The organism is Variovorax soli NBRC 106424 (assembly GCF_001591385.1).
Classification (GTDB): Bacteria; Pseudomonadota; Gammaproteobacteria; order Burkholderiales; family Burkholderiaceae_C; genus Variovorax; species Variovorax soli.
In genome coordinates this window covers 15,167-41,077 of the sequence record NZ_BCUU01000045.1, presented here as the reverse complement: position 1 = coordinate 41,077, position 25,911 = coordinate 15,167, and the positions used below count along the sequence as shown (strand labels likewise).

The 25,911-nt window shown below is 68.7% G+C and carries 27 protein-coding genes; 5 read left to right on the top strand and 22 right to left on the bottom strand.

Annotation, left to right across the window (positions count from 1 at the left end):
• Positions 1-189: 189 nt before the first annotated feature.
• The 14 genes from VSO01S_RS14640 to VSO01S_RS14575 all read right to left on the bottom strand — a co-directional run bounded on the left by VSO01S_RS14640 (position 190) and on the right by VSO01S_RS14575 (position 15,571).
• A complete protein-coding gene (locus tag VSO01S_RS14640; RefSeq protein WP_068643549.1) occupies positions 190-1,260 on the bottom strand; it encodes an ABC transporter ATP-binding protein in 1,071 nt (356 codons plus the stop codon).
• A gap of 36 nt (positions 1,261-1,296) precedes the next feature.
• Complete coding sequence (locus VSO01S_RS14635) at positions 1,297-2,157, bottom strand: carbohydrate ABC transporter permease (protein ID WP_068643548.1); 861 nt, start codon at positions 2,155-2,157, stop codon at positions 1,297-1,299.
• Positions 2,154-3,032 carry a carbohydrate ABC transporter permease gene (locus VSO01S_RS14630; protein ID WP_068643547.1) on the bottom strand — a complete coding sequence of 293 codons (879 nt, stop codon included), beginning with the start codon at positions 3,030-3,032 and terminating at the stop codon, positions 2,154-2,156. Before VSO01S_RS14630 ends, VSO01S_RS14635 begins: the two co-directional genes overlap by 4 nt.
• Positions 3,033-3,075: 43 nt before the next feature.
• Positions 3,076-4,467, bottom strand: a complete 1,392-nt coding sequence (locus VSO01S_RS14625; RefSeq protein WP_068643546.1) for an ABC transporter substrate-binding protein — start codon at positions 4,465-4,467, stop codon at positions 3,076-3,078.
• Between the two features lie 41 nt (positions 4,468-4,508).
• Positions 4,509-5,309 (bottom strand): FadR/GntR family transcriptional regulator, encoded by an 801-nt coding sequence (locus VSO01S_RS14620; RefSeq protein ID WP_068643545.1) that lies wholly within the window; start codon positions 5,307-5,309, stop codon positions 4,509-4,511.
• Positions 5,310-5,335: 26 nt separating this feature from the next.
• A complete protein-coding gene (locus tag VSO01S_RS14615) occupies positions 5,336-6,277 on the bottom strand; it encodes a 2-hydroxyacid dehydrogenase (RefSeq protein WP_068643544.1) in 942 nt (313 codons plus the stop codon).
• A gap of 166 nt (positions 6,278-6,443) precedes the next feature.
• Entirely contained in the window at positions 6,444-7,907 is a 1,464-nt protein-coding gene (locus VSO01S_RS14610) for an N-acyl-D-amino-acid deacylase family protein (protein ID WP_068643543.1), read from the bottom strand.
• The gene (locus tag VSO01S_RS14605; RefSeq protein ID WP_084241882.1) at positions 7,891-8,856 is read right to left on the bottom strand and encodes a MurR/RpiR family transcriptional regulator; all 966 of its coding nucleotides are present in this window, start codon (positions 8,854-8,856) and stop codon (positions 7,891-7,893) included. The genes VSO01S_RS14610 and VSO01S_RS14605 overlap by 17 nt, the downstream gene beginning before the upstream one ends.
• Before the next feature lie 13 nt (positions 8,857-8,869).
• Positions 8,870-10,147, bottom strand: coding sequence for an amino acid deaminase (locus VSO01S_RS14600; protein ID WP_068643542.1), 1,278 nt, complete (start codon positions 10,145-10,147; stop codon positions 8,870-8,872).
• Positions 10,148-10,159: 12 nt separating this feature from the next.
• Complete coding sequence (locus VSO01S_RS14595) at positions 10,160-11,161, bottom strand: ABC transporter ATP-binding protein (protein ID WP_068643553.1); 1,002 nt, start codon at positions 11,159-11,161, stop codon at positions 10,160-10,162.
• Positions 11,162-11,172: 11 nt separating this feature from the next.
• A complete protein-coding gene (locus tag VSO01S_RS14590) occupies positions 11,173-12,216 on the bottom strand; it encodes an ABC transporter ATP-binding protein (RefSeq protein ID WP_068643541.1) in 1,044 nt (347 codons plus the stop codon).
• Between the two features lie 2 nt (positions 12,217-12,218).
• Positions 12,219-13,052 carry an ABC transporter permease gene (locus tag VSO01S_RS14585; protein ID WP_068643540.1) on the bottom strand — a complete coding sequence of 278 codons (834 nt, stop codon included), beginning with the start codon at positions 13,050-13,052 and terminating at the stop codon, positions 12,219-12,221.
• Positions 13,049-13,999 (bottom strand): ABC transporter permease, encoded by a 951-nt coding sequence (locus VSO01S_RS14580; RefSeq protein WP_068643539.1) that lies wholly within the window; start codon positions 13,997-13,999, stop codon positions 13,049-13,051. Before VSO01S_RS14580 ends, VSO01S_RS14585 begins: the two co-directional genes overlap by 4 nt.
• Positions 14,000-14,032: 33 nt before the next feature.
• On the bottom strand, positions 14,033-15,571 hold the full coding sequence (locus VSO01S_RS14575; RefSeq protein WP_068643538.1) for an ABC transporter substrate-binding protein: 1,539 nt from the start codon (positions 15,569-15,571) through the stop codon (positions 14,033-14,035).
• Between the two features lie 192 nt (positions 15,572-15,763).
• On the opposite strand from VSO01S_RS14575, the gene VSO01S_RS14570 reads away from it, so the two are divergent.
• From VSO01S_RS14570 to VSO01S_RS14555, 4 genes are read left to right on the top strand one after another with little or no spacing between them, the layout of a single operon-like run.
• The gene (locus tag VSO01S_RS14570; protein ID WP_068643537.1) at positions 15,764-16,156 is read left to right on the top strand and encodes a RidA family protein; all 393 of its coding nucleotides are present in this window, start codon (positions 15,764-15,766) and stop codon (positions 16,154-16,156) included.
• A 1-nt stretch (position 16,157) separates the two neighbouring features.
• Entirely contained in the window at positions 16,158-17,114 is a 957-nt protein-coding gene (locus VSO01S_RS14565) for a 2-dehydro-3-deoxygalactonokinase (RefSeq protein ID WP_068643536.1), read from the top strand.
• An 8-nt stretch (positions 17,115-17,122) separates the two neighbouring features.
• Positions 17,123-17,764 carry a 2-dehydro-3-deoxy-6-phosphogalactonate aldolase gene (locus VSO01S_RS14560; protein WP_068643535.1) on the top strand — a complete coding sequence of 214 codons (642 nt, stop codon included), beginning with the start codon at positions 17,123-17,125 and terminating at the stop codon, positions 17,762-17,764.
• A gap of 28 nt (positions 17,765-17,792) precedes the next feature.
• A complete protein-coding gene (locus VSO01S_RS14555) occupies positions 17,793-18,563 on the top strand; it encodes an aldolase (protein WP_068643534.1) in 771 nt (256 codons plus the stop codon).
• On the opposite strand, the gene VSO01S_RS14550 is transcribed toward VSO01S_RS14555, so the two are convergent.
• From VSO01S_RS14550 to VSO01S_RS14535, 4 genes are read right to left on the bottom strand one after another with little or no spacing between them, the layout of a single operon-like run.
• Positions 18,545-19,249 (bottom strand): SDR family oxidoreductase, encoded by a 705-nt coding sequence (locus VSO01S_RS14550; protein ID WP_068643533.1) that lies wholly within the window; start codon positions 19,247-19,249, stop codon positions 18,545-18,547. The genes VSO01S_RS14555 and VSO01S_RS14550 overlap by 19 nt on opposite strands.
• Positions 19,250-19,282: 33 nt before the next feature.
• Positions 19,283-20,692, bottom strand: coding sequence for an MATE family efflux transporter (locus tag VSO01S_RS14545; protein WP_068643532.1), 1,410 nt, complete (start codon positions 20,690-20,692; stop codon positions 19,283-19,285).
• A gap of 9 nt (positions 20,693-20,701) precedes the next feature.
• A complete protein-coding gene (locus VSO01S_RS14540; protein WP_068643531.1) occupies positions 20,702-21,967 on the bottom strand; it encodes an MFS transporter in 1,266 nt (421 codons plus the stop codon).
• Positions 21,957-22,430 (bottom strand): MarR family winged helix-turn-helix transcriptional regulator, encoded by a 474-nt coding sequence (locus VSO01S_RS14535; protein WP_068643530.1) that lies wholly within the window; start codon positions 22,428-22,430, stop codon positions 21,957-21,959. Before VSO01S_RS14535 ends, VSO01S_RS14540 begins: the two co-directional genes overlap by 11 nt.
• A 51-nt stretch (positions 22,431-22,481) precedes the next feature.
• On the opposite strand from VSO01S_RS14535, the gene VSO01S_RS14530 reads away from it, so the two are divergent.
• Positions 22,482-23,027, top strand: coding sequence for a PaaI family thioesterase (locus VSO01S_RS14530; RefSeq protein WP_174544735.1), 546 nt, complete (start codon positions 22,482-22,484; stop codon positions 23,025-23,027).
• Positions 23,028-23,056: 29 nt separating this feature from the next.
• Here VSO01S_RS14530 and VSO01S_RS14525 read toward each other — a convergent pair whose 3' ends face one another.
• From VSO01S_RS14525 to VSO01S_RS14510, 4 genes are all read right to left on the bottom strand, one after another.
• Positions 23,057-23,338, bottom strand: coding sequence for a BrnA antitoxin family protein (locus VSO01S_RS14525; protein ID WP_068643528.1), 282 nt, complete (start codon positions 23,336-23,338; stop codon positions 23,057-23,059).
• Positions 23,313-23,591 (bottom strand): BrnT family toxin, encoded by a 279-nt coding sequence (locus VSO01S_RS14520; protein ID WP_068643527.1) that lies wholly within the window; start codon positions 23,589-23,591, stop codon positions 23,313-23,315. The genes VSO01S_RS14525 and VSO01S_RS14520 overlap by 26 nt, the downstream gene beginning before the upstream one ends.
• Positions 23,592-23,703: 112 nt before the next feature.
• On the bottom strand, positions 23,704-24,924 hold the full coding sequence (locus VSO01S_RS14515; protein WP_068643526.1) for a CaiB/BaiF CoA transferase family protein: 1,221 nt from the start codon (positions 24,922-24,924) through the stop codon (positions 23,704-23,706).
• A gap of 2 nt (positions 24,925-24,926) precedes the next feature.
• The gene (locus tag VSO01S_RS14510; RefSeq protein ID WP_245684216.1) at positions 24,927-25,907 is read right to left on the bottom strand and encodes a Bug family tripartite tricarboxylate transporter substrate binding protein; all 981 of its coding nucleotides are present in this window, start codon (positions 25,905-25,907) and stop codon (positions 24,927-24,929) included.
• Positions 25,908-25,911 lie beyond the last annotated feature (4 nt).

Below are 25,911 nucleotides of genomic sequence, written 5' to 3'. Positions count from 1 at the left end.
GCATGGGCGGCCGCGGCCGACGTGGTGGCGGTGGCGGTGGCAACCGCGGCGGCCGTTCGGGCGGCGGCGGTGGCTACGGCGGTGGCCGCTTCGGCGGTCGCTGAATGTCTTGTCGGGGCACGCGCTTCGGCACGAGCAGAACAAAGGGCGCCTCGGGCGCCCTTTTTCATTGATGCGCCACCGGGCGGCTCAGCCCATGCGGCGCCCGCTCTGCCGGTCGAACAGGTGCGCGCGCCTGGCATCGACCACCAGCCCGACTTCGTCGTCCGGCCCCACCTCGACCCGGCCATGCACCGTGACCACCAGCTGCCCCTGCCCGACCTGCACCAGCAACTCCGTCTCGGCGCCGGTGGGCTCGACCACCACCACGCGTGCCCGCACGCCCTGGCCGGGGGCCGAGAGAGAGATGTCGCCCGGACGAATGCCGTAGTGCACCGGCGTGCCATCCGGCGCAGTCACACCCGGCGCAACGGGCCATGACGCGCCCTGCGCCTCGACGTGCACCTGCTCGCCCGCGCGCCGCACCACGCCCTCCATCACGTTCATGGCCGGCGAGCCGATGAACTGCGCCACGAACAGGTTGTCGGGCCGGTCGTACAGCTGAAGCGGCGTGCCGATCTGCTCCACGATGCCGTCGTGCATCACCACGATGCGGTCGGCCATGGTCATGGCCTCGATCTGGTCGTGCGTGACGTACACGGTGGTGGTCTTCAGGCGCTGGTGCAGCGCCTTGATCTCGGCGCGCATGGCCACGCGCAGCTTGGCGTCGAGGTTGGACAGCGGTTCGTCGAACAGGAACACCTTCGGGTCGCGCACGATGGCGCGGCCCATGGCCACACGCTGGCGCTGGCCGCCGGAGAGCTCGCGCGGGTAGCGTTCGAGCAGCGCGTCCAGGTTGAGGATCTTCGCCGCCTTGGACACGCGCTCGGCCGTCATGCCCTTTTCGGCGTTGCGCAGGCGCAGGCTGAAAGCCATGTTCTCGGCCACCGTCATGTGCGGATAGAGCGCGTAGCTCTGGAACACCATGGCGATGTCGCGATCCTTGGATTCGAGGTCGTTGACCACCTTGCCGTCCACGCCGATCTCGCCGCCGCTGATCTCCTCCAGCCCGGCGAGCATGCGCAGCAAGGTGCTCTTGCCGCAGCCCGAGGGGCCCACCAGCACCACGAACTCGCCGTCGGCGATGTCGAAGCTGATGCCCTGGATCACCTTCACCTTGCCGAAGGTCTTCTGCACTTCTCTGAACGATACGGAAGCCATGTGATGTCGTGCCCTTGAACTTTCTTTGGTGTGTCTTCAGCTCTTGACCGCGCCGGCGGTGAGCCCGCCCACCATGTAGCGCTTGAAGGTGTAGTAGATGGCTGCCGGCGGCAGCGCATAGACCAGGCCGGTGGCCATCAGCAGCTCCCACGGCGAATCGTCGGCGGCGAGGAAGTTGCCCAGCGCCACCGCCAGCGTCACGCTCTTGTCGTTGGACAGCAGCAGGAAGGCGTAGAGGTATTCGTTCCACGCCAGCAGCAGTGCATAGGTGCCCACGGCCACGAGCGAGGGCACCATCAGCGGCAGGTACACCAGGCGGAACAGCTGCAGCGGGGAGGCGCCGTCCATGCGCGCCGCCTCGTCCAGCTCGTAGGGCAGCTTGTCCGAGGCCTGCTTGAGCACCCAGATGCAGTAGGGCGACGCGATGGTCACCATGGCCAGGATCAGCGCCCACTGGCTGTTGAGCAGCCCGTAGTTGCCCATGGTCTTGTACATGGGCACCGCCAGGAAGGCCGCCGGGATGAAGTAGGTGAACAGCGCCATGTTGAGCACCGTGCGCCCGCCCCGCACCCGCAGCCGGCTGATGGCAAAGGCCGCGGTGGTGGCCACGAAGAGCGTGATGGCGCCCACCGCCACCGCGATGAACACCGAGTTGCCCAGCTGCACCCAGAAGTTGTTGAGGTAGTGGTGCTTCTCCCCGAACACCACCGAGAAGTTGGACAGCGTCGGCGACTTGGGCCACAGCGCCCCCGAGGTGGCCGAATCGCGCGGCGAGATGGCGAACAGCACCATGTGGTAGACCGGCAGCAGCGTCCACACCAGCACCGGAATGCCGATGAGCAGCAGCCTGGCCTCGGTGCCCACGTCCTTCCAGCGGAACTTGCGGCGCGCGGTCATTTGGAGAGCCTCTTCATCATGAAATACACCAGCGGGAGCACCAGCGGCATCGCCACCACGATGGACGCCATCGACAGGTCCACCTGGTCCAGCCGCAGGTAGCGGATGCCCAGCGTGGCCAGCACGTGCGTGAGGTCGGCCGGGCCGCCGCCGGTGAGCAGGTAGACGCTGTTGAAGTCGCCCAGCGTCCAGATCATCGACAGGATGAGCGATGTGACGTAGAGCGTGCGCATGGCCGGCCAGGTGATGAAGCGAAACTTCTGCAGCTTGCTCGCGCCGTCCACCGAGGCAGCCTCGTACTGCTCCGCCGGAATCGCCAGGCGCCCGGCCACCAGGATCAGCGTCCAGAACGGCAGCGACTTCCAGATGTGCACCAGCATCGAGAAGCCCAGTGCCAGCGTCGGGTCGTTCAGCCAGTTGGGTCCGTCGGCGCCGGTCAGGCGGAAGATCAGGCTGTTGATCACGCCCCACTCCGGGTTGAGCATGAAGCGTACCGAAAGAATGGTCGGGATGGACGGCAGCGCCCACGGCAGGATGAACACCGCCGCCAGGATGCGGATCCACCAGCGCTGCTGCACGAAGAAGCCCGACAGCAGCAGCGCCACGAGCATCTTGAGGTTGATGGCCACGACGAGGAACACCAGCGTGTTGATCACCGAGCGGAAGAAGATCGGGTCGTCCGCCAGGTGCACGTAGCTCTGCGGATGGCGCGCCAGCCAGAGGCCATAGCACACCGGATAGAGCACGAACACCAGGAAGACGAGGAGATAGGGCACCACCATGAGGCGGCCCCAGAACTCCCAGCGGCTGGGCCGCCGGGCGGCGCCAGGGCGAGCCCGCCCCGGCACCGCTTCGATTGCAGCGGATGTCGTCATGATTTTTCTCGGAAAGCCTCCCTGCTGAAGAAGGCGCAGGTGCTCAGTTGGGCGCGCCCGCCACGGTCTTGATGCGCGCGATCATTTCATCGACGGCCTTGTCCACCGGCACCTTCTCGTTGACCACGCGGTTCATCGCCTTGGCCCACACGTTCTCGTTGTTCAGCACGGTGAACTTGTAGTTCCTGGTGAACTCGAAGGTCACCGTGCCGGCCGCGTACTGGTTGTAGACCGAGAGGCGGTGCGGATCGGCCTTCCAGAAGTCGCGCTGCTGTGCGCCCTTGGTCACCGGGAACCAGCGGCCCAGCGCGCCTTCCACGTACGGCGTGAGGTTCTCTTCCTGCAGCAGGAAGGCGACGAACTTCTTCGCGGCTTCCTTGTTCTTGGCGTCCTTGAACACCACGCCCGTCTTCACCGCGGTGCGGTAGACCATCTTGCTGCCGTCCGGCTTGTTGGGAAAGCCCGCCGTGCGGATGCGCTCGGTGTAGTTCTTCTTGGCCTCCTCGCGCTGCTCGGGCGTGAGCGTGGCGTTGTTCATGTCGTCCAGCCACTTGGCCGCGATCGAGATGGTGGCGTTGTGCGTGAGCACGGTCGTCTTGTTGTGGAAGGCGACGTTGTTGTCCGGGTCCTTCCAGCTCGTCGAAGATGGCGGCGTGCAGCCCTTGGTATAGGGCGCGGTGTAGTCGGTCAGCGCGCCGATGAGGCCGGTGCGCACCTGCGGATCGTCCACCAGCAGCTTGCCGCTGTCGTCCACCAGCTTCACGTTGTAGGCGTCCATGAAGGTGAGGAAGGAATAGAAAGAGTCGCTCGAATCCACGCCCATGGGCATGCCGATGGCGAAGTTGCGCTTGCCGCTGGCCTTGCGGCTGGCCGGCTGCACCTTGTCGCACCAGAAGCTCCAGTAGTCCTTCCAGGCGGTGGGAATGTCCGAATCCTTGAAGCCGGCCTCCTCGAGCATGTCCTTCCAGTACTCGATGTGCATGGTCTGCTGCTTGATCGGGAAGGCGTAGTAGGCCTTGCTCTTGGTCTGGTTGTTGTAGAGCAAGGTGGTCTCGACCGTGTTGGGCGCGAAGTTGCCCAGGATGGGCTTGAGCACGCTGCTGATGTCCTCGAGCTTGCCGTCGTAGGCCCACTTGCCCGTGACCTGGAAGTCGTACACGTCGGCATACGCCACGTCCGGCGGGCTGCCCGAATCGAGCGCGGACACCGTCTTGGGGATCATGTCCTGCACGGGGTATTGCGAGAGTTCGATCTTCACGCCCTTGTTGGCGTCCTCGAACTTCTTGATGGCGGCGAAGAGCGCGTCGTCTTCGGCCTTGTAGAAGCCCTTGACCCACCACACGGTGAGCTTTTCCTGTGCCATCGCCTGGCCGCCCGCCAGCAGGCCGAGCGCGGCCAGCAGGGTCGGGGCAAGTGCTGCCTTGAGTTTCTTCATGATGCGTGTCTCCTGTCGTGTTGTCGGATTGCTGGTCGGGGTCAATGCATGTCTTTTGGCGCTGCGCCGCGGGCGCGCGATGCGGCGGCGCGTGGTGCGGCTTTGAGGTGCGGCGGCGGACGGCTCAGGCGCGGCAGGCTGCTGCGCGAGCCCAGCACCTCGTCGATGTCCTCGCGTGCGCTGTCGATCAGGAAGGCCACGGCAGCCTCGGCCGCCGCCGGGTCGCGGGCGATCAGCGCATCGAGCACGGCACGGTGCAGCGGCAGCGAGAGCGCCGGTCCGTTGGCCTTGGAGGTGGAGATTTCGAAGCTGGTGCGCAGCAGCGCGTGCAGCACCTTGTTCATCTGCACGATCATGCGGTTGTCGGCCGCGTTCAGGATGGCGTGGTGAAAGCGCAGGTCGAAGGTCACGTAGTCGCCGCCGTTCTCGATGGCTTCCTTCATGCCGGCATACGCCGCCTCCATCTCCTCGATGTGGCGCGGCGTGATGCGCCGGGCCGCCAGCCGGGCCGCGGCAGGCTCGACGGCGCGGCGCAGGTCATGCAGGTCGCGCACGAACTCATGCGTCAGGCCACAGCTGGCCTGCCAGGTGATGACATCGGGGTCGAACCAGTTCCACTTGTCCTGCGTGAGCACGCGCGTGCCGACCTTGGGGCCGGTCACCACCAGGCCCTTGGCCACCAGCGACTTCACCGCCTCGCGCACCACGGTGCGGCTCACGCCGAGTTGTTCGCACAGCACGGGCTCGGCCGGCATCGGGCCGCCGGCCGGATAGCGGCCGCCCACGATGGCCTCTCCCAGCAGATCCAGCGTGCGGCCGTGGGAGTTCTTGTTGCTTCGCATCGCGGACGCGCCGGATTTGCCGGGTGCTAGGCAGGCACCCGCGTCGGCAGGGGCTTGCCGGCGAAATGCGCGGCCAGGTTGGCGAGCACCAGGTTGGCCATGGCCTCGCGAGTTTCGCGCGTGCCGCTGGCCATGTGCGGCGTGAGCACCACCTGGGGCATCTCGCGCAGCTTGTCGGGCACGTGGGGCTCGGCGGCGAACACGTCCAGCGCCGCGCCGGCAATGTGGCCCTGCTCCAGCGCATGGATGAGCGCCGGCTCGTCCACCACGCTGCCGCGCGCCACATTGACCAGATAACCCTGCGGGCCCAGCGCCTGCAGCACCCGCGCATCGATCAGGCCGCGCGTGGCGGCGCCGCCGGGCGTGATGACGATGAGGAAGTCCACCGCCGTGGCCAGCGCCACCGCATCCGGGTAGTAGGTGTAGTTGACATCGGAGCGCGGCGAGCGCGCCGTGTAGCTGATGTGCATGCCGAAGGCTTCGGCCCGCCGGGCGATCGCCTGGCCGATCCGGCCCATGCCCACCACGCCCAGCTTGCCGCCGCTCACCTTGCGTGCCAGCGCGATGGGGCCCTTGGGCCACGCCCCTTCGCGCACGAAACGGTCGGCCTGCGGAATGCGGCGCGCCACGGAAAGAAGCAGGCCCATGGCCAGGTCGGCCACGTCGTCGTTGAGCACCTCGGGGGTGTTGGTGACAGGCACGCCGCGCTCATGCGCCGCCGCCACGTCCACGCCGTCATAGCCCACGCCGAACACGGTGATCACTTCCAGCGCCGGCAGCTGCGCAATGAGCTCGCGCGGCACCTTGGCCTCGCCATTGGCCACCACCGCCCGAATGCCGGGCGCCGCAGCCGCGAGCGCGGCCGGGTCGCCTTGATGAATGCGGTCATGCACCGTGTAGTCGCGCCGCAATGCCTCCATCAGGTAGGGCATCAGCGGGGCAGCCACCAGCACCTCGGGGCGCGCCATGCTCGTCTCCTTCAACACCAGGTCGGGACGGGCTGGCCTCCATGCAAACGGAGGTCGATCAGCCCGAAGCGGAGCCGATCATATGATGATTGAAACCGGTATCTTGCAGAGAAAACCCTAGGCGATTCCGATCCAGAAATTACCCGGGATGCCGAAGCGTCGCACGCTACGCCGCCTGCGCCCTTCTCACGAAGCGCCCCGCCCTCTGCCCCGTCGAGCGGCCCGCCGCGGTAAAGCTCAGCACCCCGTTCACCCACACCCGTTCGATGCCTTCGGAGAACTGCCGCGGCTGCTCGAAGGTGGCGGCGTCGCGCACCGTCTTCGGGTCGAAGACGACCACGTCCGCCATGCAGCCCTCGCGCAAAAAGCCGCGCTGCGGAATTCGAAAGCGCGTGGCCGACATGCCGGTCATCTTGTGGATCGCCTGCTCCAGCGGCAGCAGGCCGCGCTCACGCCAGTAGGTGGCCAGCACGCGCGGAAAGGCGCCCCACAGGCGCGGGTGCGGCCGCTCGTCGTGCGGCAGGCCGTCGGAGCCGATCATCGACAGCGGGTGCGTGATGACGCGGTCCACGTCGTCCTGGCGCATCTGGAAGTAGCAGGCGTTGCCGGGCTTGAGGCGCACCGCCGCTTCCTGCTGCGACACGCCCCACTCGGCCGCGATGTCCTTGATGTAGCGCCCGCCCATTTCCGGATGCGGCTGGCTGCCGGTGATGAGGATGTCGATCACGCCGTCCACCAGGTCTTCGCGCAGCACGGTGGAGCCGGCCGTGTAGGGGTACACGTCCATCGCCATCTCCTGGCCGGCGGCCAGCTGCTCGATGAGCGGCAGGGTCTCGCGCGTGCGCCCCCAGTTGGCGGGCCCGGCGCACTTGTGGTGCGAGATCACCAGCGGCAGGCCGGACTGGCGCGCGGTGAGCGCCGCTTCCTGCAGCGCGGGCAGGATGCCGGCCAGCTCGTCGCGGATGTGGGTGGCATACACGCCGCCGTTCTTCGCCGCGACCGAGGCCACGGCCACCAGTTCCTCCACGTCGGCCGCATAAGCCTCCTGGTAGAAGATGCCCGAGGACAGGCCCAGCGCGCCCGCATCCATCGCCTCCTGCATGTCGGCCGCCATTGCGGCGCGCTCCTCGGCGTTGGCCGGCCGGTCCAGCGCCGCCAGGTGCCGCATGCGCAAGGCCGTGTGGCCCAGCAGCGCCGCCACGTTCACGCCCGGGCGGGCCGCATCCACCGCATCGGCGTATTCGCGCATGGTGCCGTGGCGGAACTGGGAGTGGCCCAGCAGCGACAACGGCGCAGCCGGTGATCCGGTGACCACCGGCGCCAGCGAAATGCCGCAGTTGCCCACGATCACCGTGGTCACGCCCTGCGACAGCTTGGGCAGCATGTCGGCCTTCTCGATGGCGGCGGCGTCGTCGTGCGTGTGCACGTCGATGAAGCCGGGCGCCACCACCTGGCCTGCGCAGATGATCACCTGCGGACGATGCGCCTCGACCAGCGCCGCCGGCACCTGGCCCACGGCCGCGATGCGCTCGCCCACGAGCAGCACGTCGCCCACCTTGGCAGGTGCAGCGGTGCCGTCCACGATCAGGCCACCCTGGAGCAGGGTGGCTGCTTCATTCCCCTCGGCCATGGCCGATTCCTCCGTTGGATGGCTGCATGCCGCGTTCGTCGTTGTTGTCGGCGGCGTCCTGCAAGGCTTCGGTAGCGCCGGAATATTCGGCGCTGTCGAAGCCGTGCTTGTGCAGCAGTTGCTTGAATTGCGCCAGGCCGCGCGTGGCCACGGGCCCGAGCTTCTGCGCCAGTCGCACCATCAGGATCTCGATCACCACCAGGTGCGCCAGGTAGGCCTCGGTGCCTACGCGCATCACCGCGTCCTGCGGAACCGACACCGCGATCAGGTGGTCGGCAATGTCGGCCAGCGGCGTGCCCGGCTGCGTCAGGGCCACCACCGTGGCGCCCTGCGAACGGGCAAAGCGCGCCGCCTCCAGCGTGTAGGGCATGCGGCCCACATGCGAGATCACGAAGGCCACGCCTTCCGGCCCCAGCGTGCTGGCCGACACCAGCTGCTGGTGCGCGTCGAAGATCGCGTTGGCCGTGCAGCCCAGGCGGAACAGGCGGCTTTGCAGCTCCCCCGCCATGAAGGTGGAGGCCGCCCCCACCGAATAGCAGTCGATGCGGCGCGCGGCGGCCAGCTTGCTGGCCACCTGGTCGAGCACCTCCACGTCCAGGCGCCGCCCCAGCTCGGTGAGCGACGAAACGGCCGCATGCACGATCTTGTTGCTGACGTCGCCCGCGGTGTCCTCGGCCAGCACCGCGCGGTGCAGGTACGAGCCGCGCACCGCCAGGTCCTGCGCCAGCGCCAGCATGAATTCGCGCACCGAGTCGAAGCCGAAGCTGCGGCAGGTTCGCACGATGGTCGGCATCGACACGCCCGCCTGCTGCGCCAGCTGCTCCACCGTGGCGGCCACCGCCGCGCCGGGGTCGTCCAGCACCGCCTGCACCACGCTGCGCTGGGCGGCGGGCAGGCTGTCCATGCGCTCGCGAAGGCGCTGCAGTAGATTGCTTGCTGCGTCGTTCATGGGCTCTTTTTTTCTAGAAGCGCGTGCTGATGGCGCCGCTCACCGCGCCGTCGTCCTCGATGACGGCCAGCCAGCGCCACTTGTCGAAGGTGGTGCACGGATGCGAGATGCCCAGCACCACGCGGTCGCCGACCTGCGGCACGCGGCCGGCGGGGTCGAAGCGCAGGTAGGCATGCTGGTCGTTGAGCGCGCTGATCTTCCAGTCGGCCGGCACGCCCGTCACTTCGCGCGTACCGCGAGGCGAATGCTTCACCGGCATGGGCAGCTCGATGTCATAGGAGATGTCGCGCCGGCCGCAGGTGAGCAAGGCCAGGCCGGGCTCGGGCACCGACTGCACCATGGACCACACTTCCAGCGCCGCGCGCAGCGATTCGTCCAGGCCCTCGCGCTTTTCCACCAGCTGCAGGAAGCGCTTGTAGTTGCCGTGGTCATGCGTGACGTAGCAGCCCGAGCGCAGCACGCCCTGCACCGGGCGCGACAGGCCCTGGGTGCGCAAGAGCGGCACCACCAGGTCGAACACGGCCGAGCCGCCTGCGGTGAGCAGGATGGTGTCGCCCGCGAACAGGTTCTCTGCATCGCAGGCGCGCACCGCCTCGGTCACGCGGTGCACCAGCGCGCTCACTTCCTTCGCGTCGTGCTCGCTGTCGCACTTGGCGACGCCGCCTTCGTAGCATTCGATGCCGCCCAGCTGCGCCGCCGGCGATCTGGCGATGGCGCGGGCCAGCGTGACGGCCTCGCCCTGCGTGCGCACGCCGGTGCGCTGCCCGGGCACGCCGATCTCCATCAGCGTATCGAACTTGCCCGCGAAGCCGCGGCGCCGGGCCCACTGCTCGATCATTGCAAGCTGGGCCAGCGAATCGACCAGGAACCACACGCGCAGATCCGCATGCGCCGCCAGCAGGCCCGCCAGGCCGTCCAGGTCGGCATCGCCCAGCACCTGGTTGGCGATGATGGCGCGGCGCGCGCCCGCTTCCACGCCCACCGCCAGCTGGAAGATGGTGGCAAAGGTCAGGCCCCAGGCGCCGCCGGCCAGCTGCTGCCTGAACAGCTCGGGCGACATGGTCGTCTTGCCGTGCGGCGCGAGCAGCACGCCCTTGCGCTGCGCGAAGTCCTGCATCCAGGCAATGTTGTGCGCCAGGGCCGAGCGGCGGATGGCCGCCAGCGGGTACGGCAGGTCATCGGCCAGCACGTTCCAGCCGCGGCTGGCAATGTCGCTGGCGCGGCAGGGCGCGGCGCCCAGCGGATAGCTCTTGCTGCGGTGGTCGAGGATGAGTTCGTCGGTGATGGTCATGTGCAAAGTCTCTCAGAGATCGTCGCGCCAGCAGGCATGCCAGTGCCCCGGCTGCACTTCGCGCAGCTGCATGTCGGCGCTGGCGCAGCGCGCCTCGGCACGCGGGCAGCGGGTGCGGAACACGCAGCCCGAGGGCGGATTGGCGGGGCTGGGAAGGTCGCCCTGCAGCAGCGGCACCACGCGGCGCTGGGCCGGATCGGGAATGGGCGCGGCGGCCAGCAAGGCGCGAGTGTAGGGATGCTTGGGCGCGGCGTAGAGCGAGTGCGTCGGCGCGATCTCCATCACGCGGCCCAGGTACAGCACCACCACGCGGTCGCACAGGTACTCCACCACGTCCAGGTCGTGCGAGATGAAGAGCAGCGTGAGGTTGAGCTTTTCCTTCAGCTCGCCCAGCAGGTTCACCACCTGCGCCTGGATGGACACGTCCAGCGCCGACAGGGGCTCGTCGGCCACGATGAACTTCGGCTCCACCGCCAGTGCGCGGGCAATGCCGATGCGCTGGCGCTGGCCGCCGGAGAACTCGTGCGGAAAGCGGTCCGCATGCTCGGACCGCAGGCCCACCTGCGCCAGCAGTTCGTGGATGCGCGGCATGCGCGCCGCACCCTTGGCCAGGCCGTGCGTGTCCAGCGCCTCGCCCAGCACGTCGCGGATGCGCATGCGCGGGTTCAGGCTCGCGTACGGGTCCTGGAAGATGATCTGCACCTTGGAGCGCAGCGGGCGGAACTGCGACTGCGACAGCGTCGCCAGGTCCTGCGCCTTGTCACCATCGGGCGAATAGAGCATCTGCCCATCGGTGGGGTCGACCAGGCGGGTGAGCAGGCGGCCGATGGTGCTCTTGCCCGAGCCCGACTCGCCCACCAGGCCCAGCGTCTCGCCCTGGCGGATGACGAAGCTGACGTCGTCCACCGCGCGCACCGGGTGCGTGCCCTTGCCGAAGTACTTGCGCAGGCCCTTGATCTCGATCAGGTTCTTCTGCGCGCGCGGCTGCGCCTGTTGCGGCGCATCGCGCTCCATGACGGCGGCGTTCATGCGGCCTCCTTCGTGATCTCGGTGAATCCGATGCAGCGCACCATGCGCTCGCCCCCTGCCCTGTCCAGGCTGGGCATGGCCGCGTTGCATTCCGCGCGTGCGTACTGGCAGCGCGGCGCGAAGGCGCAGCCTGGCGGCGGTGCCAGCGGGCTCGACACCTGGCCCGGAATGGCCACCAGTTGCCGGCGCCCGCCCGCATGGGCCCCGCCGTGCTGGCGCGCCACACCCGGCAGGCAGGCCAGCAGGCCGCGCGTGTACGGATGCGCCGGCGCGGCGAACAGCTCGTGCACCGGCGCCGATTCGACGATGCGGCCGGCATACATCACCGCCACCGCATCGGCGTACTGCGCCACCACGCCCAGGTTGTGCGTGACGAAGAGCATGCTCATGCCGGTCTCCTTCTGCAGCCGGCCCATGAGCGCGAGGATCTGCGCCTGGATGGTCACGTCCAGCGCGGTGGTGGGCTCGTCGGCGATCAGCAGCGTGGGGTTGCAGGCCATGGCCAGCGCGATCATCACGCGCTGGCGCATGCCGCCGGAGAGCTGGTGCGGGTACTCGTGCACGCGCTGCCTGGCGGCCGGAATCTCCACCAGCTCCAGCATGCGCTGCGCATGCGCCAGCGCCGCCTTGCGGTCCAGCCCCAGGTGCAGGCGCACCGATTCGGCGATCTGCTCGCCGATGGTCAGCACCGGGTTCAGGCTGGTCATGGGCTCCTGGAAGATCATGCCCAGCTCGTTGCCGCGCAAGGCCCGCTTGTCGGCCTCGGGGAGCTTGAGCAGGTCCACGCGCTGGCCGTCGCGCTTGACGAACAGGGCCTCGCCCTGCACCTGCGCCTGCGAGGTCTTGGCATGCAGGCCCATCAGCGACAGGCTGGTGACCGACTTGCCCGAACCCGACTCGCCCACCAGCGCCAGCGTCTGGCCGGGGTGGATGGAGAAGGACACGTCGGCCACGCTCTGGATGCGGCCGGCGTCGGTGGCGAAGGAGGTGGACAGGCCCCGTACTTCGAGACGCGGCACTGCGCTGTTGTTCGCGTTCATGGTCAGGCCGCCTTCTTGAGCTTGGGGTCGAGCAGGTCGCGCACGCCATCGCCCAGCATTTGCAGCGACAGCGCCGTCAGCACGATGGCCAGGCCCGGGCAGAAGATGGTCCAGAAGGCCTTGTCGGCATATTCCAGGCTGCCCGCGATCATGGTGCCCCAGGTGGGAATGTCCGGCGGCACACCCACGCCCAGGAACGACAGCCCCGCCTCCGCGAGGATCGCGTAGGCAAAGATGAAGGTCACCTGCACCAGGATGGGCGACATCAGGTTGGGCAGGATGTGCTTGAGCAAAATGCGCGGCGTGCGCACACCCAATGCCCGCGCCGCATCCACGAACAGCAGCTCGCGCAGCACCAGCGTGGTGGCGCGCACCACCCGCGCCACGCGCGGCGTGTAGACGATGACCAGCGCCAGCATCACGTTCCACAGCGACACACCCAGGATGGACACCAGGGCAATGCCCAGCAGGATGTCGGGGAAGGACATCATCGCGTCCACCAGGCGCATCAGCGGTGCGTCGAGCCGGCGGAAGAACCCCGCCAGCATGCCCAGCAGGGTGCCGCACAGCACCGCGCCGGCGGCGGTGACGAAGCCGATGGCCAGCGAGTAGCGCGCGCCATACACGATGCGCAGCATCACGTCGCGGCCCAGTTCGTCGGTGCCCGCCAGGTGCGTCATCGACGGGCCGTTGAGCCGCTCGCTGATGGAGATGGCGCCCGGATCGGCATCCGAGAGCATCGGGAAGAACACCGCCACGGCCAGCACCAGCAGCAGCACCAGGGCCGAGGCCAGCACGATCTTGCGGGAGAAGAGTCGGCGTAGGACCTTGTTCATTTGGACTCCAGGCGGATGCGCGGGTCGACCAGCGTGTAGATGAAATCCACGCCGAGGTTGATGAAGACGTAGATGGCCGCAATGACCAGCAGCGTGCCCTGGATCACCGGGTAGTCGCGCCGCAGCACCGCGCGCACCACCAGGTTGCCGACGCCGGGCAGGTTGAACACCGTCTCGGTGACCACGGTGCCACCGATCATCAGCGCCAGCGTGAGCCCCAGCACGGTGACGATGGGCACCAGCGCGTTGCGCAGCACGTGCTTCACCATGATCACGCCCTCGGGCAGGCCCTTGGCCCGCGCGGTGCGCACATAGTCCTCGCCCAAAATGTCGAGCATCGAGGCGCGGGTGAAGCGGATGATGAGCGCCGAGTTGAGCAGGCCCAGCACCAGCGCCGGCAGCAGCAGGTGGTGGATGCGCTCCACGAAGCTGGCCGTCGGGTCGCCATACCCCGAGGCCGGAAACCAGCCCAGCTTCACCGCAAAGAACTGGATCAGGATCAGCCCCAGCCAGAAGCTGGGCACGCTCGCGCCCAGCATGGCCACGCCGCTGACCGCCTGGTCGGCCGCGCTGCCGCGCCACACGGCCGCGGCCATGCCGGCCGGAATGCCGATGAGCGCCGCGATGAAGACGGCGAACAGCGCCAGGAACAGCGTGGGCTCGGCACGCTCCAGCAGCGCCTGCGACACCGGCCGCTGCAGGAACAGCGACTGCCCCAGGTTGCCCTGCGCCAGCTCGCCCAGCCACAGCACGAACTGCGTGGGCAGCGGCTTGTCCAGCCCGTACTGCACGCGCGCCTTGGCAATGTCGGCCGCGGTGGCCTGGTCGCCCAGCAGCAGCGCCACCGGGTCACCCGAGGCCAGGCGCGTGAGCAGGAACACCAGCACCGCGACGATGGCCAGCACCACGAAGGCGCCGGCCAGCCGGCGCAACAGGAAGTGCAGCATTGAATAGCTCCCTGAACGAAGACTGGCCGAGGCTTACTTGGCCAAACCGGTGTTCCAGAAGAAGGGCCAGATGGCCGGCGTGTAGCCCTCCAGCTTGGCCGAGCGGGCCGACAGGCTGTTGAACTTGCCCACCTCGATGAAGGGCACTTCGTCGTACACCGTCTGCTGCACTTGGCCCCAGAGCTGGCTGCGCTTGGCCGGATCGACCTCGGCGTTGAAGGCGGCCAGCACCTTCTTCTTCGATTCGGTCTCCCACCAGCCCGGCGCGCCGTCGCCCAGTTGCGGCGGGCTCAGCATCGGCTCGGGGAACAGGCCCGAGTGGGTGAAGTACACGTCCCACAGCTTGGCATCGTTGCGGCGCTGCACCAGCGTGGCCCAGTCCACCACCTGCAGGTCGGTCTTGAAGCCGGCCTTCTTCAGCTGCTCGGACATCACCAGCGCCATGTTGTAGTGGAACTCGTACTGGCGGCTGGCCATGATGCGGATCGGCTTGCCGTCGTAGCCCGCCTTGGCCGCCGATTCCTTCGCGCCCTTGGCGTCGCGCGTGTTGTAGAACTTGCTGCCCGCGTCCGAGAAGTACGGTGTGCCCTTGGGGAAGAAGTTGGGCTCCACCACGAAGAAGCGCTGGTCGCCGAAGCCCGCGGCCATCAGCTCGCCCGAACCCACCGCCTCCTGCACCGCACGGCGCATGGGCTGCGCCGCCAGCACGCCCTCCTTGGTGTTGAACACGATGTAGGGAAAGCCGAAGTTCTTCGTCACGATGGGCACCACTGCCGGCGCACCCTTCTCGACACGGCCGGCCGCTTCCACCGGCAGCAGGTCCGCGTACTGGAACTGGCCCGACAGCACGCCTTCCACCCGCGTGTTGGCGCTGGGCACGGGCACGAAGCGCAGTTCGTCCAGCAGCGCCTCGCGCTTGCCGGCGTAGCCGCTGGCCGGCTCGCTGCGCGCGCTGTACTGGTCGAAGCGCGTCAGCACGGTGAACTGGTCGGGGCGGCGCTCCTTGAACTTGTAGGGGCCGGTGCCGATGAACTGGGTGACCTGCGGCGCAATGCTTTCCTTGGCCATGATGGCCGCCATGCCGCTGGGCAGCGCCAGCTGGGCCAGCAGCGGCGCGTAGGGCTGCTTGAGCTTGAGCTCCACCGTGTTCGGGCCCTTGGCCGCGAGCGATGCCACTTCCTTGCCCACGGCCTTGCCGCGCGGCGAGACTTCCATCCAGCGCTGCAGCGAGGCCACCACGTCGTCGGCATTCAGGTCGCGGCCGCTGTGCAGCTTCACGCCCTTGCGGATGGCGATGGTGTACGTCAGCCCGTCCTTGCTCACGGTGGGCATGCCCTCGGCCAGCATCGGCGCCACCTTCCAGTTGGCGTCGAAGGTGTAGAGCGGCTCGTACACATGCTGCATGATGGTTCCGACCAGGTCGGCGGTGCTGGTCATCGGGTCCAGGCCCTGGGGCTCGCCGATCATGGCCAGGTTGGCGGCGCCGCCGCGTGCCGGTGCGGCCTGTGCGGAGCCCGATGCCAGGCCGATTCCCAGGCCGAGCACGCTGGTGGCGACAGCGCCGAGAAGCATGCCGCGCCGCGTCGCGGCAAACGCGCGGGGCAGGCAAGAACCATATGTGGCTACAGTGTTGTCTGATGTTTGCATCGTGGCTCCGTGAGTAATAACATTACAAGAACGAATCGTATTCCCCGTGATTCGTGCGTATAAATCGGGTTTACCCGTACGTTTTCTGTAATTTCTTTACCGACAAGAGGCAAATCCATGTCCAAAGTTGAAATGCTCGGCACCTCGCCCATCGCGTCCGATCGCCAGGCGCGCCCCCTTTCGCCGGCCACCCGCGCCGGCGATTTCGTGTTCGTCTCGGGCCAGGTGCCCACCGACGACCAGGGCCAGGTGATCGTGGGCGGCATCGAGGCGCAGACGCGCCAGGTGTTCAAGCGCATCGAGGAGGCGCTGGCGCTGGCCGACTGCAAGCTGTCCGACATCGCCAAGGTGAGCGTGTGGCTCAACGACGCGCGCGATTTCGGCAGCTTCAACCGCGTGTACATGGAACTGCTGGGCGACCACCGGCCCGCGCGCTCGACGGTGGAGTCGCGTTTGATGATCGATGCCAAGGTCGAGATCGACGTCACCGCCTACAAACCCCGCGCTTGATATGGGCCAGCTCGTTGCAGTCGACTGGGGCACCAGCTCCCTGCGCGGCGCGCTGATCGACGCCAAGGGCCGCGTGCTGGAGGAGCAGAGCCATGCGCGCGGCATCCTCACCGTGCCGCCGGGCGGCTTTCGCGAGGTGTTCGACAGCCTGTTCGGCGCATGGATGCAAGAGGCCGGCACGCGCTGTCTCATCTCCGGCATGGCAGGCAGCAAGCAGGGCTGGGTGGAAGCGCCCTACTGCCCCTGCGCCGCGGGCCTGCCCGAAGTGCGCGCCAAGGTGCGCGAGATCGAGCCGGGCCGCATCGCCATCGTGCCGGGCCTCTCGTGTGAGCACCCCCAGGTCTGGGCTTCGCCCAGCCCGCCCCCCGAGGGGGACAAGAAAACTTGGGGCGGCCCGGCGTTTTCTTGCGAGCATGCGGGCGTGCCCGACGTGATGCGCGGCGAAGAGGTGCAGATCTTCGGCGCCATCGCCCTCACCGGTCTGCGCGATGGCCTGTTCGTGCTCCCCGGCACCCACAACAAGTGGGCGCGCGTGAAGGACGGCCGCGTGACGGGCTTCAGGACCTTCATGACGGGCGAGTTCTACGCGCTGCTCAGCCAGCACTCGATCCTCGCGCGCACGCTCGATGCGGCGGCCCTGTTCGACGAGGCGGCTTTTCTCTCCGGCGTGGCGCAGGCCGACAACGGCGAAGGCCTGCTGCACAACGCCTTCGGCGCGCGCACGCTGTCGCTGTTCGAGCGCATGTCGGCGGGCGAGCTGGCCAGCTACCTGTCGGGCCTGCTCATCGGCGAAGAACTGCGCACCCAATCGGTCCGCGCCAACGGCGAGGTCGTGCTCATCGGCTCGCCTGCCCTCACGCAGCGCTATGCGCTTGCGCTCAGGTCGCTGGGCACCGCCACGCGAACGCTGGGCTCCGAAGCCACCTGGGCGGGGCTGCATGCCCTGTCCGTTTCCTGAGATCACCAATGACCACACCCCAAGAAAAGTTCCAGGCCGCCGCCGGCGCGCTGCCGCTGGTGGCGATCCTGCGCGGCCTCACGCCGGCGGAGGCGCCCGCCGTGGGCGACGCCATCACTGCCGCCGGCTTTCGCCTGCTCGAGGTGCCGCTCAATTCGCCCGATCCGCTGGCCAGCATCGCGCTCATGCGCCAGCGCTATCCGCAGGCGCTGGTGGGCGCCGGCACCGTGCTCAACGTGCAGCAGGTGCGCGAGGTGCATGCGGCCGGCGGCCAGCTCGTGGTCTCGCCCGACTGCAAGCCTGAAGTGATCGCCGAGAGCGTGAAGCTGGGCATGGTCAGCCTGCCCGGCGTGATGACGCCCACCGAGGCCTTTGCGGCACTGGATGCCGGTGCCACCGGGCTCAAGCTCTTCCCGGCCGAACTCGCCTCGCCCGCCGTGGTGAAGGCCTTGCTGGCCGTGCTGCCGGCAGGCACGCCGCTCATGCCGGTGGGCGGCATCAGCCCCGACAACATGGACGCCTGGCGCGCGGCCGGCGCCACCGGCTTCGGCATCGGGTCGGCGCTCTACAAGCCGGGCAAGAGCGCGGCCGCGGTGGCCGACGATGCACAGAAGTTTGTCGCTGCGTGGCAGCGGCTCGTTCGCGCCTGAAACGCGCACAAGAGAAGAGGCCAGCCCCATGAGCACCAGCCACGACGCGATCTACGCCAGCCCCGCCATCCGCCGCCTGCGCGAAGACCTCGCGCTGGCGCTGCGCGCTGCCGCGCATCACGGCCTGTCCGAAGGCGTGTGCAACCATTTCAGCGTGGCATTGCCGGGCGAAGCGGCGCAATTCCTGATCAACCCGCGCGGCCTGCACTGGAGCGAGGTCGGGCCCGACGACATCGTGCTCATCGATGCCGAAGGCAAGGTGCTGGCGGGCCGCCATCGCGTGGAGCCCACGGCCCTGTTCATCCACGGCGCGGTGCATCGCATCGCGGGCCATGCGGTGGTGCTGCATTGCCACATGCCCTACGCCACCGCGCTCACACTCACGACCGACCGCGCGCTCGACCCGACGCTCAGCCAGAACGCGATGCGCTTCATGCACCGCATCGCCATCGACGCCGAGTACAACGGCCTGGCGCTGGGCACCGCCGAGGGCGAGCGCATCGCACGCGCCATGGCGGGCAAGGACGTGGCCTTCCTGGGCAACCACGGCGTGATCGTGGCGGGCGGCAGCATCGCCCACGCCTACGACGACCTGTACTACCTGGAGCGCGCCTGCCTGCATCAGGTGATCGCGCAATCGACCGGGCGCCCGCTGGCGCCGGTGAACGAGGCGCTGGCCGCACAGGTGGCCGCGCAGATCCAGGGCGAGCGCGAGCAGTCCGACCTGTTCTTCGAGGCGCTGCGCCGGCTGCTGCCGGCGCCCGCGTCTTCCTTGCGGCCTCAGCGCGCGGCGGCGTAGACCGGCGGGTCTGCCACCAGGCCCTGCTTCACGCTGCGGGTGGTGGCATCGGCCAGCACTTCGGGCGCGCCGGCTTCCACGGCCGCCAGGGTCTGGCGCGCGACTTCGTCGGGCGAGATCTTGTCGCCGGGTATCTTGCGCGCCATGTCGGTGTCCATGAAGGCCACGTGCACGCTGGTGACCTGCGTGCCCTGCGCGCGCAGCTCGTTTCGCAGGCCGTTGCTCAGCGACCAGGCGGCCGCCTTGGAGGCGCTGTAGCTGGCCGCGCCCGGCAGGCTCAGCCAGCTCAGCGCCGACAGCACATTCACCACCGCCCCGCCGCCATTGGCCTTGAGCACCGGCGCGAAGGCTCGGGTCATGGCCCAGGGGCCGAAGAAGTTGGTCTCGAACTCGGCGCGCGCCTCGTCGAAGCCGGCCGAGGCATCCAGCAGCCCGGCACCGCGCGAGATGCCCGCATTGTTGATGAGCAGCGTGACGTCCGCGCATTCGCGCGCCGCTGCCGCCACCTGCGCGGCATCGGTCACGTCCAGCGCGATGGGCACCACGCCTTCCAGCGCGACCGATGCCGGATCGCGCGCGGCCGCATAGACCTTGCGCGCCCCCGCCGCCAGCGCGGCGCGCGCATAAGCCGCCCCGAGGCCGCGATTGGCGCCGGTGACGAGAACGACGGAACCTTCGATTTTCATGATGAACCTTTTTCCTGGGAGTGGATGGAAGCCTCAGACAGGCTCGGCACGCCGCAGCAGCGCGGCGGTGGAACGCGGCCAGCCAACGCGCCCGAACCAGGCGCCGCCGGCAATCGCCGCAGCAATGAACACGCCATAGACCAGCAGCGCCGCGCCCTGCGCGATGAAGACATGGACCAGCGAGCCGCCCCAGCGCAGCGCCAGCCAGCCGCCCGCCGCTGCCACCACGAGGCGCGCCAGGTTGCCCAGCACCGGCCACAGCAGCCGCCCCGCGCCCTGGGAGGCAAAGTACAGCACCAGCCCGACGCCGAAGAATCCGTACAGCGGACCCACCGCGCGCAGGTACTGGGTGCCGGCCTCCAGCATGGCCGGGTCATTGCCGAACAGAAGCAGCCACTGATGCGGGAAGATGGCGGCGGCCAGGCCGATGACCTCGGTCACGGCGAAGGCCATCAGCGCGCCCACCCAGGCCGCGTGCATGGCGCGCTCCTTGCGGCCCGCGCCCATGCAGGTGCCCACCATGGCCAGAAGCGGTGCGCCGAAGCCGAACACCAGCGGCACCAGCAGGTATTCCAGCCGCGCCGCGGTGCCGTAGCCGGCGATGGCCGCCGGGCCGAAGTGGCCGGCCAGCGCCGTGGCGATGCCGATGGAAAGATTGGTCGCCAGGGTGGAGACCGCCCCCAGCAGGCCGATGCGCAGGATGTCGCGAAACAGCGGCCACTGCAGCCGCACGCCCGCCAGCCGCGGCTTGAGCAGGCTGCGCGGCGAACGCAGGTACCACCACAGCGCCAGGCTGCCGCCCAGGTAGTACAGCAGCAGCGCAGCCGCGCCGCCGGCAATGCCCATGGCCGGCACCGGCCCCCAGCCGAAGATGAGCAGCGGCGACAGCGGAATGATGATGACCACGCCCGCCACCGTCACATTGGCCGGCACCGCCATGTTCCCGGTCCCGCGAATCACCGCCGCCAGCGAGTTGAACAGCCACACCAGCACCGCGCCGGCGAACACCCAGTTGGAATAGACCAGCGCGCCCTGCAGCGACGCACCGCTGCCGCCCATGGCGGCGTACAGCCGCGGCCCGCCCAGCAGCAAGGCCGCGCTGAAGAACAGGCCGAAGCCCAGCGCGATGACCAGCGCGTGGGCCACCAGCGCATTCGCATCCCGGCGTGCACCCAGCGCCCGCGCGATGGACGAGGCGATGCCGCCGCCCATGGCGCCCGCCGATGTCATCTGCATCAGCATGACCACCGGAAAGACCAGCGCCATCGAGGCCAGCGCATCGCCGCCGAGTTGGCCGACGAAGTAGGTCTCGACCAGGCCGACACCGGCCTGCGCCAGCATGACCAGCACGTTGGGAAAGGCCAGGCGCAGCAGCGTGGGCGCGATGGGCGCCTCCAGCAAGAGGCGCGTGCGCGGGTCCATGGCAGGCGAACCTGAACTCATGGCGCCCCCTCAGGCCGCCGCCGCGGCGGGCTTGGGTGCCTGCTCGCGGATCGGCAGGTTCACCAGCGCTGCACCGGCCGCCAGCAGGATGTCGATGTACCAGACCCAGTCGTAGCTGCCCGTGGCCTCGAACACGCGGCCGCCCAGCCAGGCACCGAGGAAGCCGCCCACCTGGTGCGCCAGCATCACGATGCCGAACAGCATGGCCATGTTGGCCGGGCCGAAGAACTTGGCCACCAGGCCTGCGGTGGGCGGCACGGTGGACAGGAAGGTCACGCCCATCACCGCGGCGAACACCAGCATCACCACCGGCGTCTTGGGCGCCAGCAGGAAGACCAGCACCGCGATGCCGCGCGTGGCGTACACCAGCGCCAGCAGCGACTTCATGCGCCAGCGGCCCACGGCCCAGCCCATGGCCAGGCTGCCGACGATGTTGAACAGGCCGATCATGGCCAGCGACCAGGCGCCAATCTGCGGGCTCAGGCCGCACGCCGCCACCACGCCGGGCAGGTGCGTGGCCAGGAAGGCCACATGGAATCCGCACACGAAAAAGCCCAGGCTCAGCAGCCGGTAGCTGGGATTGGCGAGCGCCTGTGCCACCGCTTCGCGCGCCGACAGCGGGCGCGCCCCGGCGGCAGCGGACGAAGCCGCCAGGTGCGCCGAGTTGCCCTTGAGGACCCAGGCGGCCGGCAGGGCCAGCAGCACCAGCACGCCCAGCCACTGCATCGCATTGGCCCAGCCGGTGGCGGAGATCAGCCCGATCGCGATCGGTGCCATGGCGAACTGGCCGAAGGAGCCGCCCGCATTGACCACGCCGGTGGCCAGCCCGCGCCGCTGCGGCGGCACCAGCCGCGTGGTGGCCGCCATCAGCACCGACGGCCCCGCCATGCCGGCACCGCCCGCGGCCAGCACGCCGATGGCGAAGATGAGGCCGGCCGTGCTGCTCATCAGCGGCGTGATGATGGTGCCCAGCGCCACCAGCAGCACACCCATGAAGATCACGCGGCCGGTGCCGATGCGGTCGGCCACCGCGCCGGCGAAGGGTTGCGTGAGCCCCCACCACAGCTGCCCGAAGGCGAAGGCCAGGCTGATGCTGCCGATGCCCAGACCGGTGGAGGTGTTGAGCGAGGACAGGAACAGGCCCATGGTCTGCCGCACGCCCATGGTCAGGGCGAAGGCGCCGGCCGCGGCCAGCAGGACCAGCCCCAGCGCCAGCTGGGCGGGCTTGCGAAGTGCCGCGCCTTGCGCCACGGCCGCGTTGGATTCAGGAGGCATCGCCTTCTCCTTCAGTGTCGTCGTCGCCGCTGCCTTGCAGGAGCGACAGGCTTTCGTCGATGAGGGCATGCAGCGCCACCACGCGCTCGGGGCCGAGCTGCGCGTTGAGCGTCTGCTGCGCCACCTTCCAGTGGCGCTGCGCCTCGCGCCGCTTGTCGTGGCCGGCCTCGGTGGCCTGCACCAGGCGGCTGCGCGCGTCGGTGCCGGCCCCCAGCACCACCCACCCCGCGGCCACCAGCGGCTGCAGGTTGCGGCTGAGCGTGGAAGGCGTCATCTGCATGGCTTGCGCCAGCTCCGACGGGCGGATCGGGCCCAGCTTGACGATGTACGAGAGCAGCGAATACTGCGTGGTCTTCAGGCCGCAGCGCGCCATCTCGGCGTCGTAGTGCTGCCCGATGCGGCGCATGAGCTGGCGCACCCGGAGGTTGGTGCAGCCCTGGGGTTGGAGGACGGTGGAGTTCATGTGCTACGATTGTACCTGCAACTATTGTATATGCAACCTCAAGGATTCATCGTGAGCGAAATCAACCAACTCGAGGCCTGGCTGGCGCAGGAGCGCGAAGTGATTGCGCGGCTGGACGCGGGCGCCGGGCCGGGCGTGGCGCGTCCCGAGCAGATCGCCGGCATGAGCGGCCTGCAGATGATGGAAGCCATGCTGCGCGGCGACCTGCCCTATGCGGAGATCGCCAGGACGCTCAGCTTCCAGATCATCGAGGTGAGCCCCGGCCGCGCGCTCTTCCAGGGCACCCCGCAGCCGGAACACCGCAACCCCATGGGCGGCATCCATGGCGGCTGGTATGCGACCCTGCTCGATTCGGCCCTGGGCTGCGCGGTGCACACCACCATGCCGCCGGGCCGCGGCTACACCACGGCCGAACTGGGCGTGAATCTGGTGAAGGCCATCGGCCCCAAGGCCCCGCGCGTGCGCGCCGAGGGCAAGGTTGTGCATGTGGGCAAGCAGCTCGCCACGGCCGAGGCGCGGCTGTACGGGCCGGACGGCACGCTGTATGCGCATGCCACCACGACCTGCCTGGTGTTCGAGTTGAAGCGGCCGGAGTGAAACTGGCCTGAGGCCGGCGCAGGACGCCGCTAGCGCGGTGCGTGCTTGGCCACGTAGTCGCGCAGCACGCCATCCACCCGCGACTGCCAGCCCGCCCCAAGGCCGCGGAAGAACTCCACTACCTCGGGCGAGAGCCGGATGGTGGTCGCCACCTTCGTCGGGGCCTTTTGCGGCCCGCGGCGTCGAATGCCCAGGGTCTCCTGCAATTCGGGCGGGAGCGCCTCGCTGGCCGGCTTGAACTTGGCGAGGTCGGCAGCCGTCAGTTCACGGACTTCGCCGTCCGCATCAGTCAGAGGTTTGCGCTTGCTCATAGTCCTTGACCTCTCGTTTGTTAGCCTTGCGAAAACTGATGACACGAATGCCGCCAGCGACCGGGGTGAAACACAGCACATGAAGACGAAGCCCCAGAAAGCCCACGGCCACATACCGGACCTCCGAGTAGACCCTGCGGTCATCCGCTTCAACGATCGCGGTGCTGAAATCGAACTCTGCGACCTGCTCGAATGAAAGGTTGCGTTCGACCATGTTCCTCTCGTTCTTCGTCGCGTCGAACTCGATCAACATTTTGGTTAAATTGTATTTACGATTTGATGTGTCAGCAAGCAAATAGTAAGTACAAAATACCAAGACCCAACTCACCGAGAACGAAGCAGCCGCCTCGAGCGAGAACTACGCCTCAGATCACCCCGGCTTCACGCAGCGAATCGAGCTGCGAGTCGCAAAGGCCCAGCTCGCCATACACCTCGCGGTTGTGCTGCCCGGTGCGTGGGCCGGTGGCGGGAGGGCGCATGCTCTCGCGCCCCACGAAGCGTGGCACCGGCGCCGGCGCGGGCACGGCGCCGAACTGTTCGTCGGGCAGGTCGATGAAGGCGCCGCGCGCGCGCATGTGCGGGTCGGCCTGCAGGTCGGCAATCGAATACACCTTGCTGTAGGGCACGTCTTCCCGCTCCAGCGGCGCGGTGAGTTCGGCGAAGGACCGGCTCGCGCACCAGTCGGCGATGAGGGCGTCCAGCGCCTCCAGGTTGCGGATGCGCGCCGCGTTGTCGGCAAAGCGCGCGTCGGCCAGCAGGTCTTCGCGGCCGATGGCGCGGCAGATGCGCGCGAAGATCGGCCCGCCCGTGCCCACCAGCGTGAACCACACGCCGTCGCCCGAACGGAACACGTTGGAGGGCGCCGTGTAGGTCGCCCGCGAGCCGGTGCGCTCGCGCACCACCCCGCCGATGCGGTGTTCGGCCGCCAGCGGATCGAGCAGGCGCGCCATCGCCTCGGTGGCCGACAGGTCGATCTCCGCGCCCTTTTGCGCCTCGCGCGGCAGCGCATTGCGCTCGGCCAGCGCCGTGCTGATGGCGAAGGCGCCGAACAGGCCCGCCACCACGTCACCCAGCGGATAGTTCATGTGCTGCGGCGGGCCGCCCGGCTCGCCGGTCAGGTGCGTGAAGCCGCTCATGGCCTCGAAGATGCGGGCGAAGCCCGGCCGGCGCGCATAGGGCCCCGTCTGGCCGAAGCCGGTGAGGCGCAGCACGATCAGGCGCGGATTGGCCTGGTGCAAGGCGGCCATGTCCAGCCCCCAGCCGTCCAGCGTGCCGGTGCGGAAGTTTTCCACCAGCACGTCGAAGCCGGCAATGAGCTTCAGGAACAGCGCCCTGCCCTCGGCCTTGCGAACGTCCAGCGAGATGCCCTTCTTGCCGCGGTTGGCGGTCTTCCAGAACAGCGGATGGCCTTCGTGCACCGGCGTGAGGCCGCGCAGCGGGTCGCCGCCGGCGGGCAGCTCGAGCTTCACGACCTCGGCGCCCATGTCGCCGCACAGCGTGGCGGAAAAAGGCGCCGCCAGCACGGTCGCCATGTCGAGGATGCGCACGCCGCGCAGCGGCGCGCCTTCTTGCAAAGGGAGGTTCATCATCAGTTGCTCTTCAGGTCCACGCGCTGCAGCACCGGGTCCCAGGCCTTGCGGTCGGCGGCGATGCGCTTCTCGTAGGCGGCCACGGACGGATCCAGCGGCGCGGCGCCCAGCTTGCCGAGCTTGTCCTTCACGCCGGGCAGCGCCATGGCCTGGGCCAGCGCCTTGCGCAGCGGCGCCATGGCGGCCTCGGGCGTGCCCTTGGGCGCGACGATGCCCATCCACAAGCCGCTGTCCAGGCCCTGCAGCCCCAGCTCGGCAAAGGTGGGCACATCGGGCACCGAAGGCGAGCGCGTTCGGCCGGTCTGCGCCAGGATGCGGATCTGGCCGCTGCTCATGTAGGGCAGCGTGCCGCCGAGGTTGTTGCACATCACCGGGATGTGGCCGGCCATCACATCGGCCACCGCCGGTGCGTTGCCTTTGTAGGGCACGTGCTGCAGCTTGATGCCAGCCTGGTGGTTCACCATTTCGCACACCAGGTGCGAAGGCGTGGCCACGCCGGCCGAGCCGAAGGACAGCTGGCCCGGCCGGGCCTTGTCGGCGGCGATCAGGTCGCCCAGCTTCTGGTAGGGCGTCTTGGCGTTGACGGCAATGACGTTGGGCAGGTCGGCCACCAGGCCCACCGGCACGAAGTCGTCCACCGGGTTCCACTTCAGGCCCTTGTGGACGTAAGGCAGGAAGATGTTGGTCAGGCCCGCCATCAGCAGCGTGTAGCCGTCGGGCGCGGACTTGGCCACGAGCTCGGAGCCGATCAGGCTGCCGGCGCCGGCCTTGTTCTCCACCACGATGGGCTGGCCGAGGGCGGTGCCCAGTTCCTGCGCCACCTCGCGCGCCACCAGGTCGGTGCTGCCGCCAGCGGGAAAGGGCACGATCAGCTTCACAGGGCGATCGGGAAAGGCGGCCAGTGCGAGCGAGGCAGCCAGGCCGAGCGCGAGGCCGGCGGCGATACGCGAAAGCACCTTCTTGGGTAATTGCTTGTTCATGTCA

Excerpts from the sequence above, each read along its gene's own strand:
- VSO01S_RS14640 (WP_068643549.1), bottom strand. The coding sequence starts at position 1,260 with ATGGCTTCCGTATCGTTCAGAGAAGTGCAGAAGACCTTCGGCAAGGTG.
- VSO01S_RS14635 (WP_068643548.1), bottom strand. The coding sequence starts at position 2,157 with ATGACCGCGCGCCGCAAGTTCCGCTGGAAGGACGTGGGCACCGAGGCC.
- VSO01S_RS14630 (WP_068643547.1), bottom strand. The coding sequence starts at position 3,032 with ATGACGACATCCGCTGCAATCGAAGCGGTGCCGGGGCGGGCTCGCCCT.
- VSO01S_RS14625 (WP_068643546.1), bottom strand. The coding sequence starts at position 4,467 with ATGAAGAAACTCAAGGCAGCACTTGCCCCGACCCTGCTGGCCGCGCTC.
- VSO01S_RS14620 (WP_068643545.1), bottom strand. The coding sequence starts at position 5,309 with ATGCGAAGCAACAAGAACTCCCACGGCCGCACGCTGGATCTGCTGGGA.
- VSO01S_RS14615 (WP_068643544.1), bottom strand. The coding sequence starts at position 6,277 with ATGGCGCGCCCCGAGGTGCTGGTGGCTGCCCCGCTGATGCCCTACCTG.
- VSO01S_RS14610 (WP_068643543.1), bottom strand. The coding sequence starts at position 7,907 with ATGGCCGAGGGGAATGAAGCAGCCACCCTGCTCCAGGGTGGCCTGATC.
- VSO01S_RS14605 (WP_084241882.1), bottom strand. The coding sequence starts at position 8,856 with ATGAACGACGCAGCAAGCAATCTACTGCAGCGCCTTCGCGAGCGCATG.
- VSO01S_RS14600 (WP_068643542.1), bottom strand. The coding sequence starts at position 10,147 with ATGACCATCACCGACGAACTCATCCTCGACCACCGCAGCAAGAGCTAT.
- VSO01S_RS14595 (WP_068643553.1), bottom strand. The coding sequence starts at position 11,161 with ATGGAGCGCGATGCGCCGCAACAGGCGCAGCCGCGCGCGCAGAAGAAC.
- VSO01S_RS14590 (WP_068643541.1), bottom strand. The coding sequence starts at position 12,216 with ATGAACGCGAACAACAGCGCAGTGCCGCGTCTCGAAGTACGGGGCCTG.
- VSO01S_RS14585 (WP_068643540.1), bottom strand. The coding sequence starts at position 13,052 with ATGAACAAGGTCCTACGCCGACTCTTCTCCCGCAAGATCGTGCTGGCC.
- VSO01S_RS14580 (WP_068643539.1), bottom strand. The coding sequence starts at position 13,999 with ATGCTGCACTTCCTGTTGCGCCGGCTGGCCGGCGCCTTCGTGGTGCTG.
- VSO01S_RS14575 (WP_068643538.1), bottom strand. The coding sequence starts at position 15,571 with ATGCTTCTCGGCGCTGTCGCCACCAGCGTGCTCGGCCTGGGAATCGGC.
- VSO01S_RS14570 (WP_068643537.1), top strand. The coding sequence starts at position 15,764 with ATGTCCAAAGTTGAAATGCTCGGCACCTCGCCCATCGCGTCCGATCGC.
- VSO01S_RS14565 (WP_068643536.1), top strand. The coding sequence starts at position 16,158 with ATGGGCCAGCTCGTTGCAGTCGACTGGGGCACCAGCTCCCTGCGCGGC.
- VSO01S_RS14560 (WP_068643535.1), top strand. The coding sequence starts at position 17,123 with ATGACCACACCCCAAGAAAAGTTCCAGGCCGCCGCCGGCGCGCTGCCG.
- VSO01S_RS14555 (WP_068643534.1), top strand. The coding sequence starts at position 17,793 with ATGAGCACCAGCCACGACGCGATCTACGCCAGCCCCGCCATCCGCCGC.
- VSO01S_RS14550 (WP_068643533.1), bottom strand. The coding sequence starts at position 19,249 with ATGAAAATCGAAGGTTCCGTCGTTCTCGTCACCGGCGCCAATCGCGGC.
- VSO01S_RS14545 (WP_068643532.1), bottom strand. The coding sequence starts at position 20,692 with ATGAGTTCAGGTTCGCCTGCCATGGACCCGCGCACGCGCCTCTTGCTG.
- VSO01S_RS14540 (WP_068643531.1), bottom strand. The coding sequence starts at position 21,967 with ATGCCTCCTGAATCCAACGCGGCCGTGGCGCAAGGCGCGGCACTTCGC.
- VSO01S_RS14535 (WP_068643530.1), bottom strand. The coding sequence starts at position 22,430 with ATGAACTCCACCGTCCTCCAACCCCAGGGCTGCACCAACCTCCGGGTG.
- VSO01S_RS14525 (WP_068643528.1), bottom strand. The coding sequence starts at position 23,338 with ATGAGCAAGCGCAAACCTCTGACTGATGCGGACGGCGAAGTCCGTGAA.
- VSO01S_RS14520 (WP_068643527.1), bottom strand. The coding sequence starts at position 23,591 with ATGTTGATCGAGTTCGACGCGACGAAGAACGAGAGGAACATGGTCGAA.
- VSO01S_RS14515 (WP_068643526.1), bottom strand. The coding sequence starts at position 24,924 with ATGAACCTCCCTTTGCAAGAAGGCGCGCCGCTGCGCGGCGTGCGCATC.
- VSO01S_RS14510 (WP_245684216.1), bottom strand. The coding sequence starts at position 25,907 with ATGAACAAGCAATTACCCAAGAAGGTGCTTTCGCGTATCGCCGCCGGC.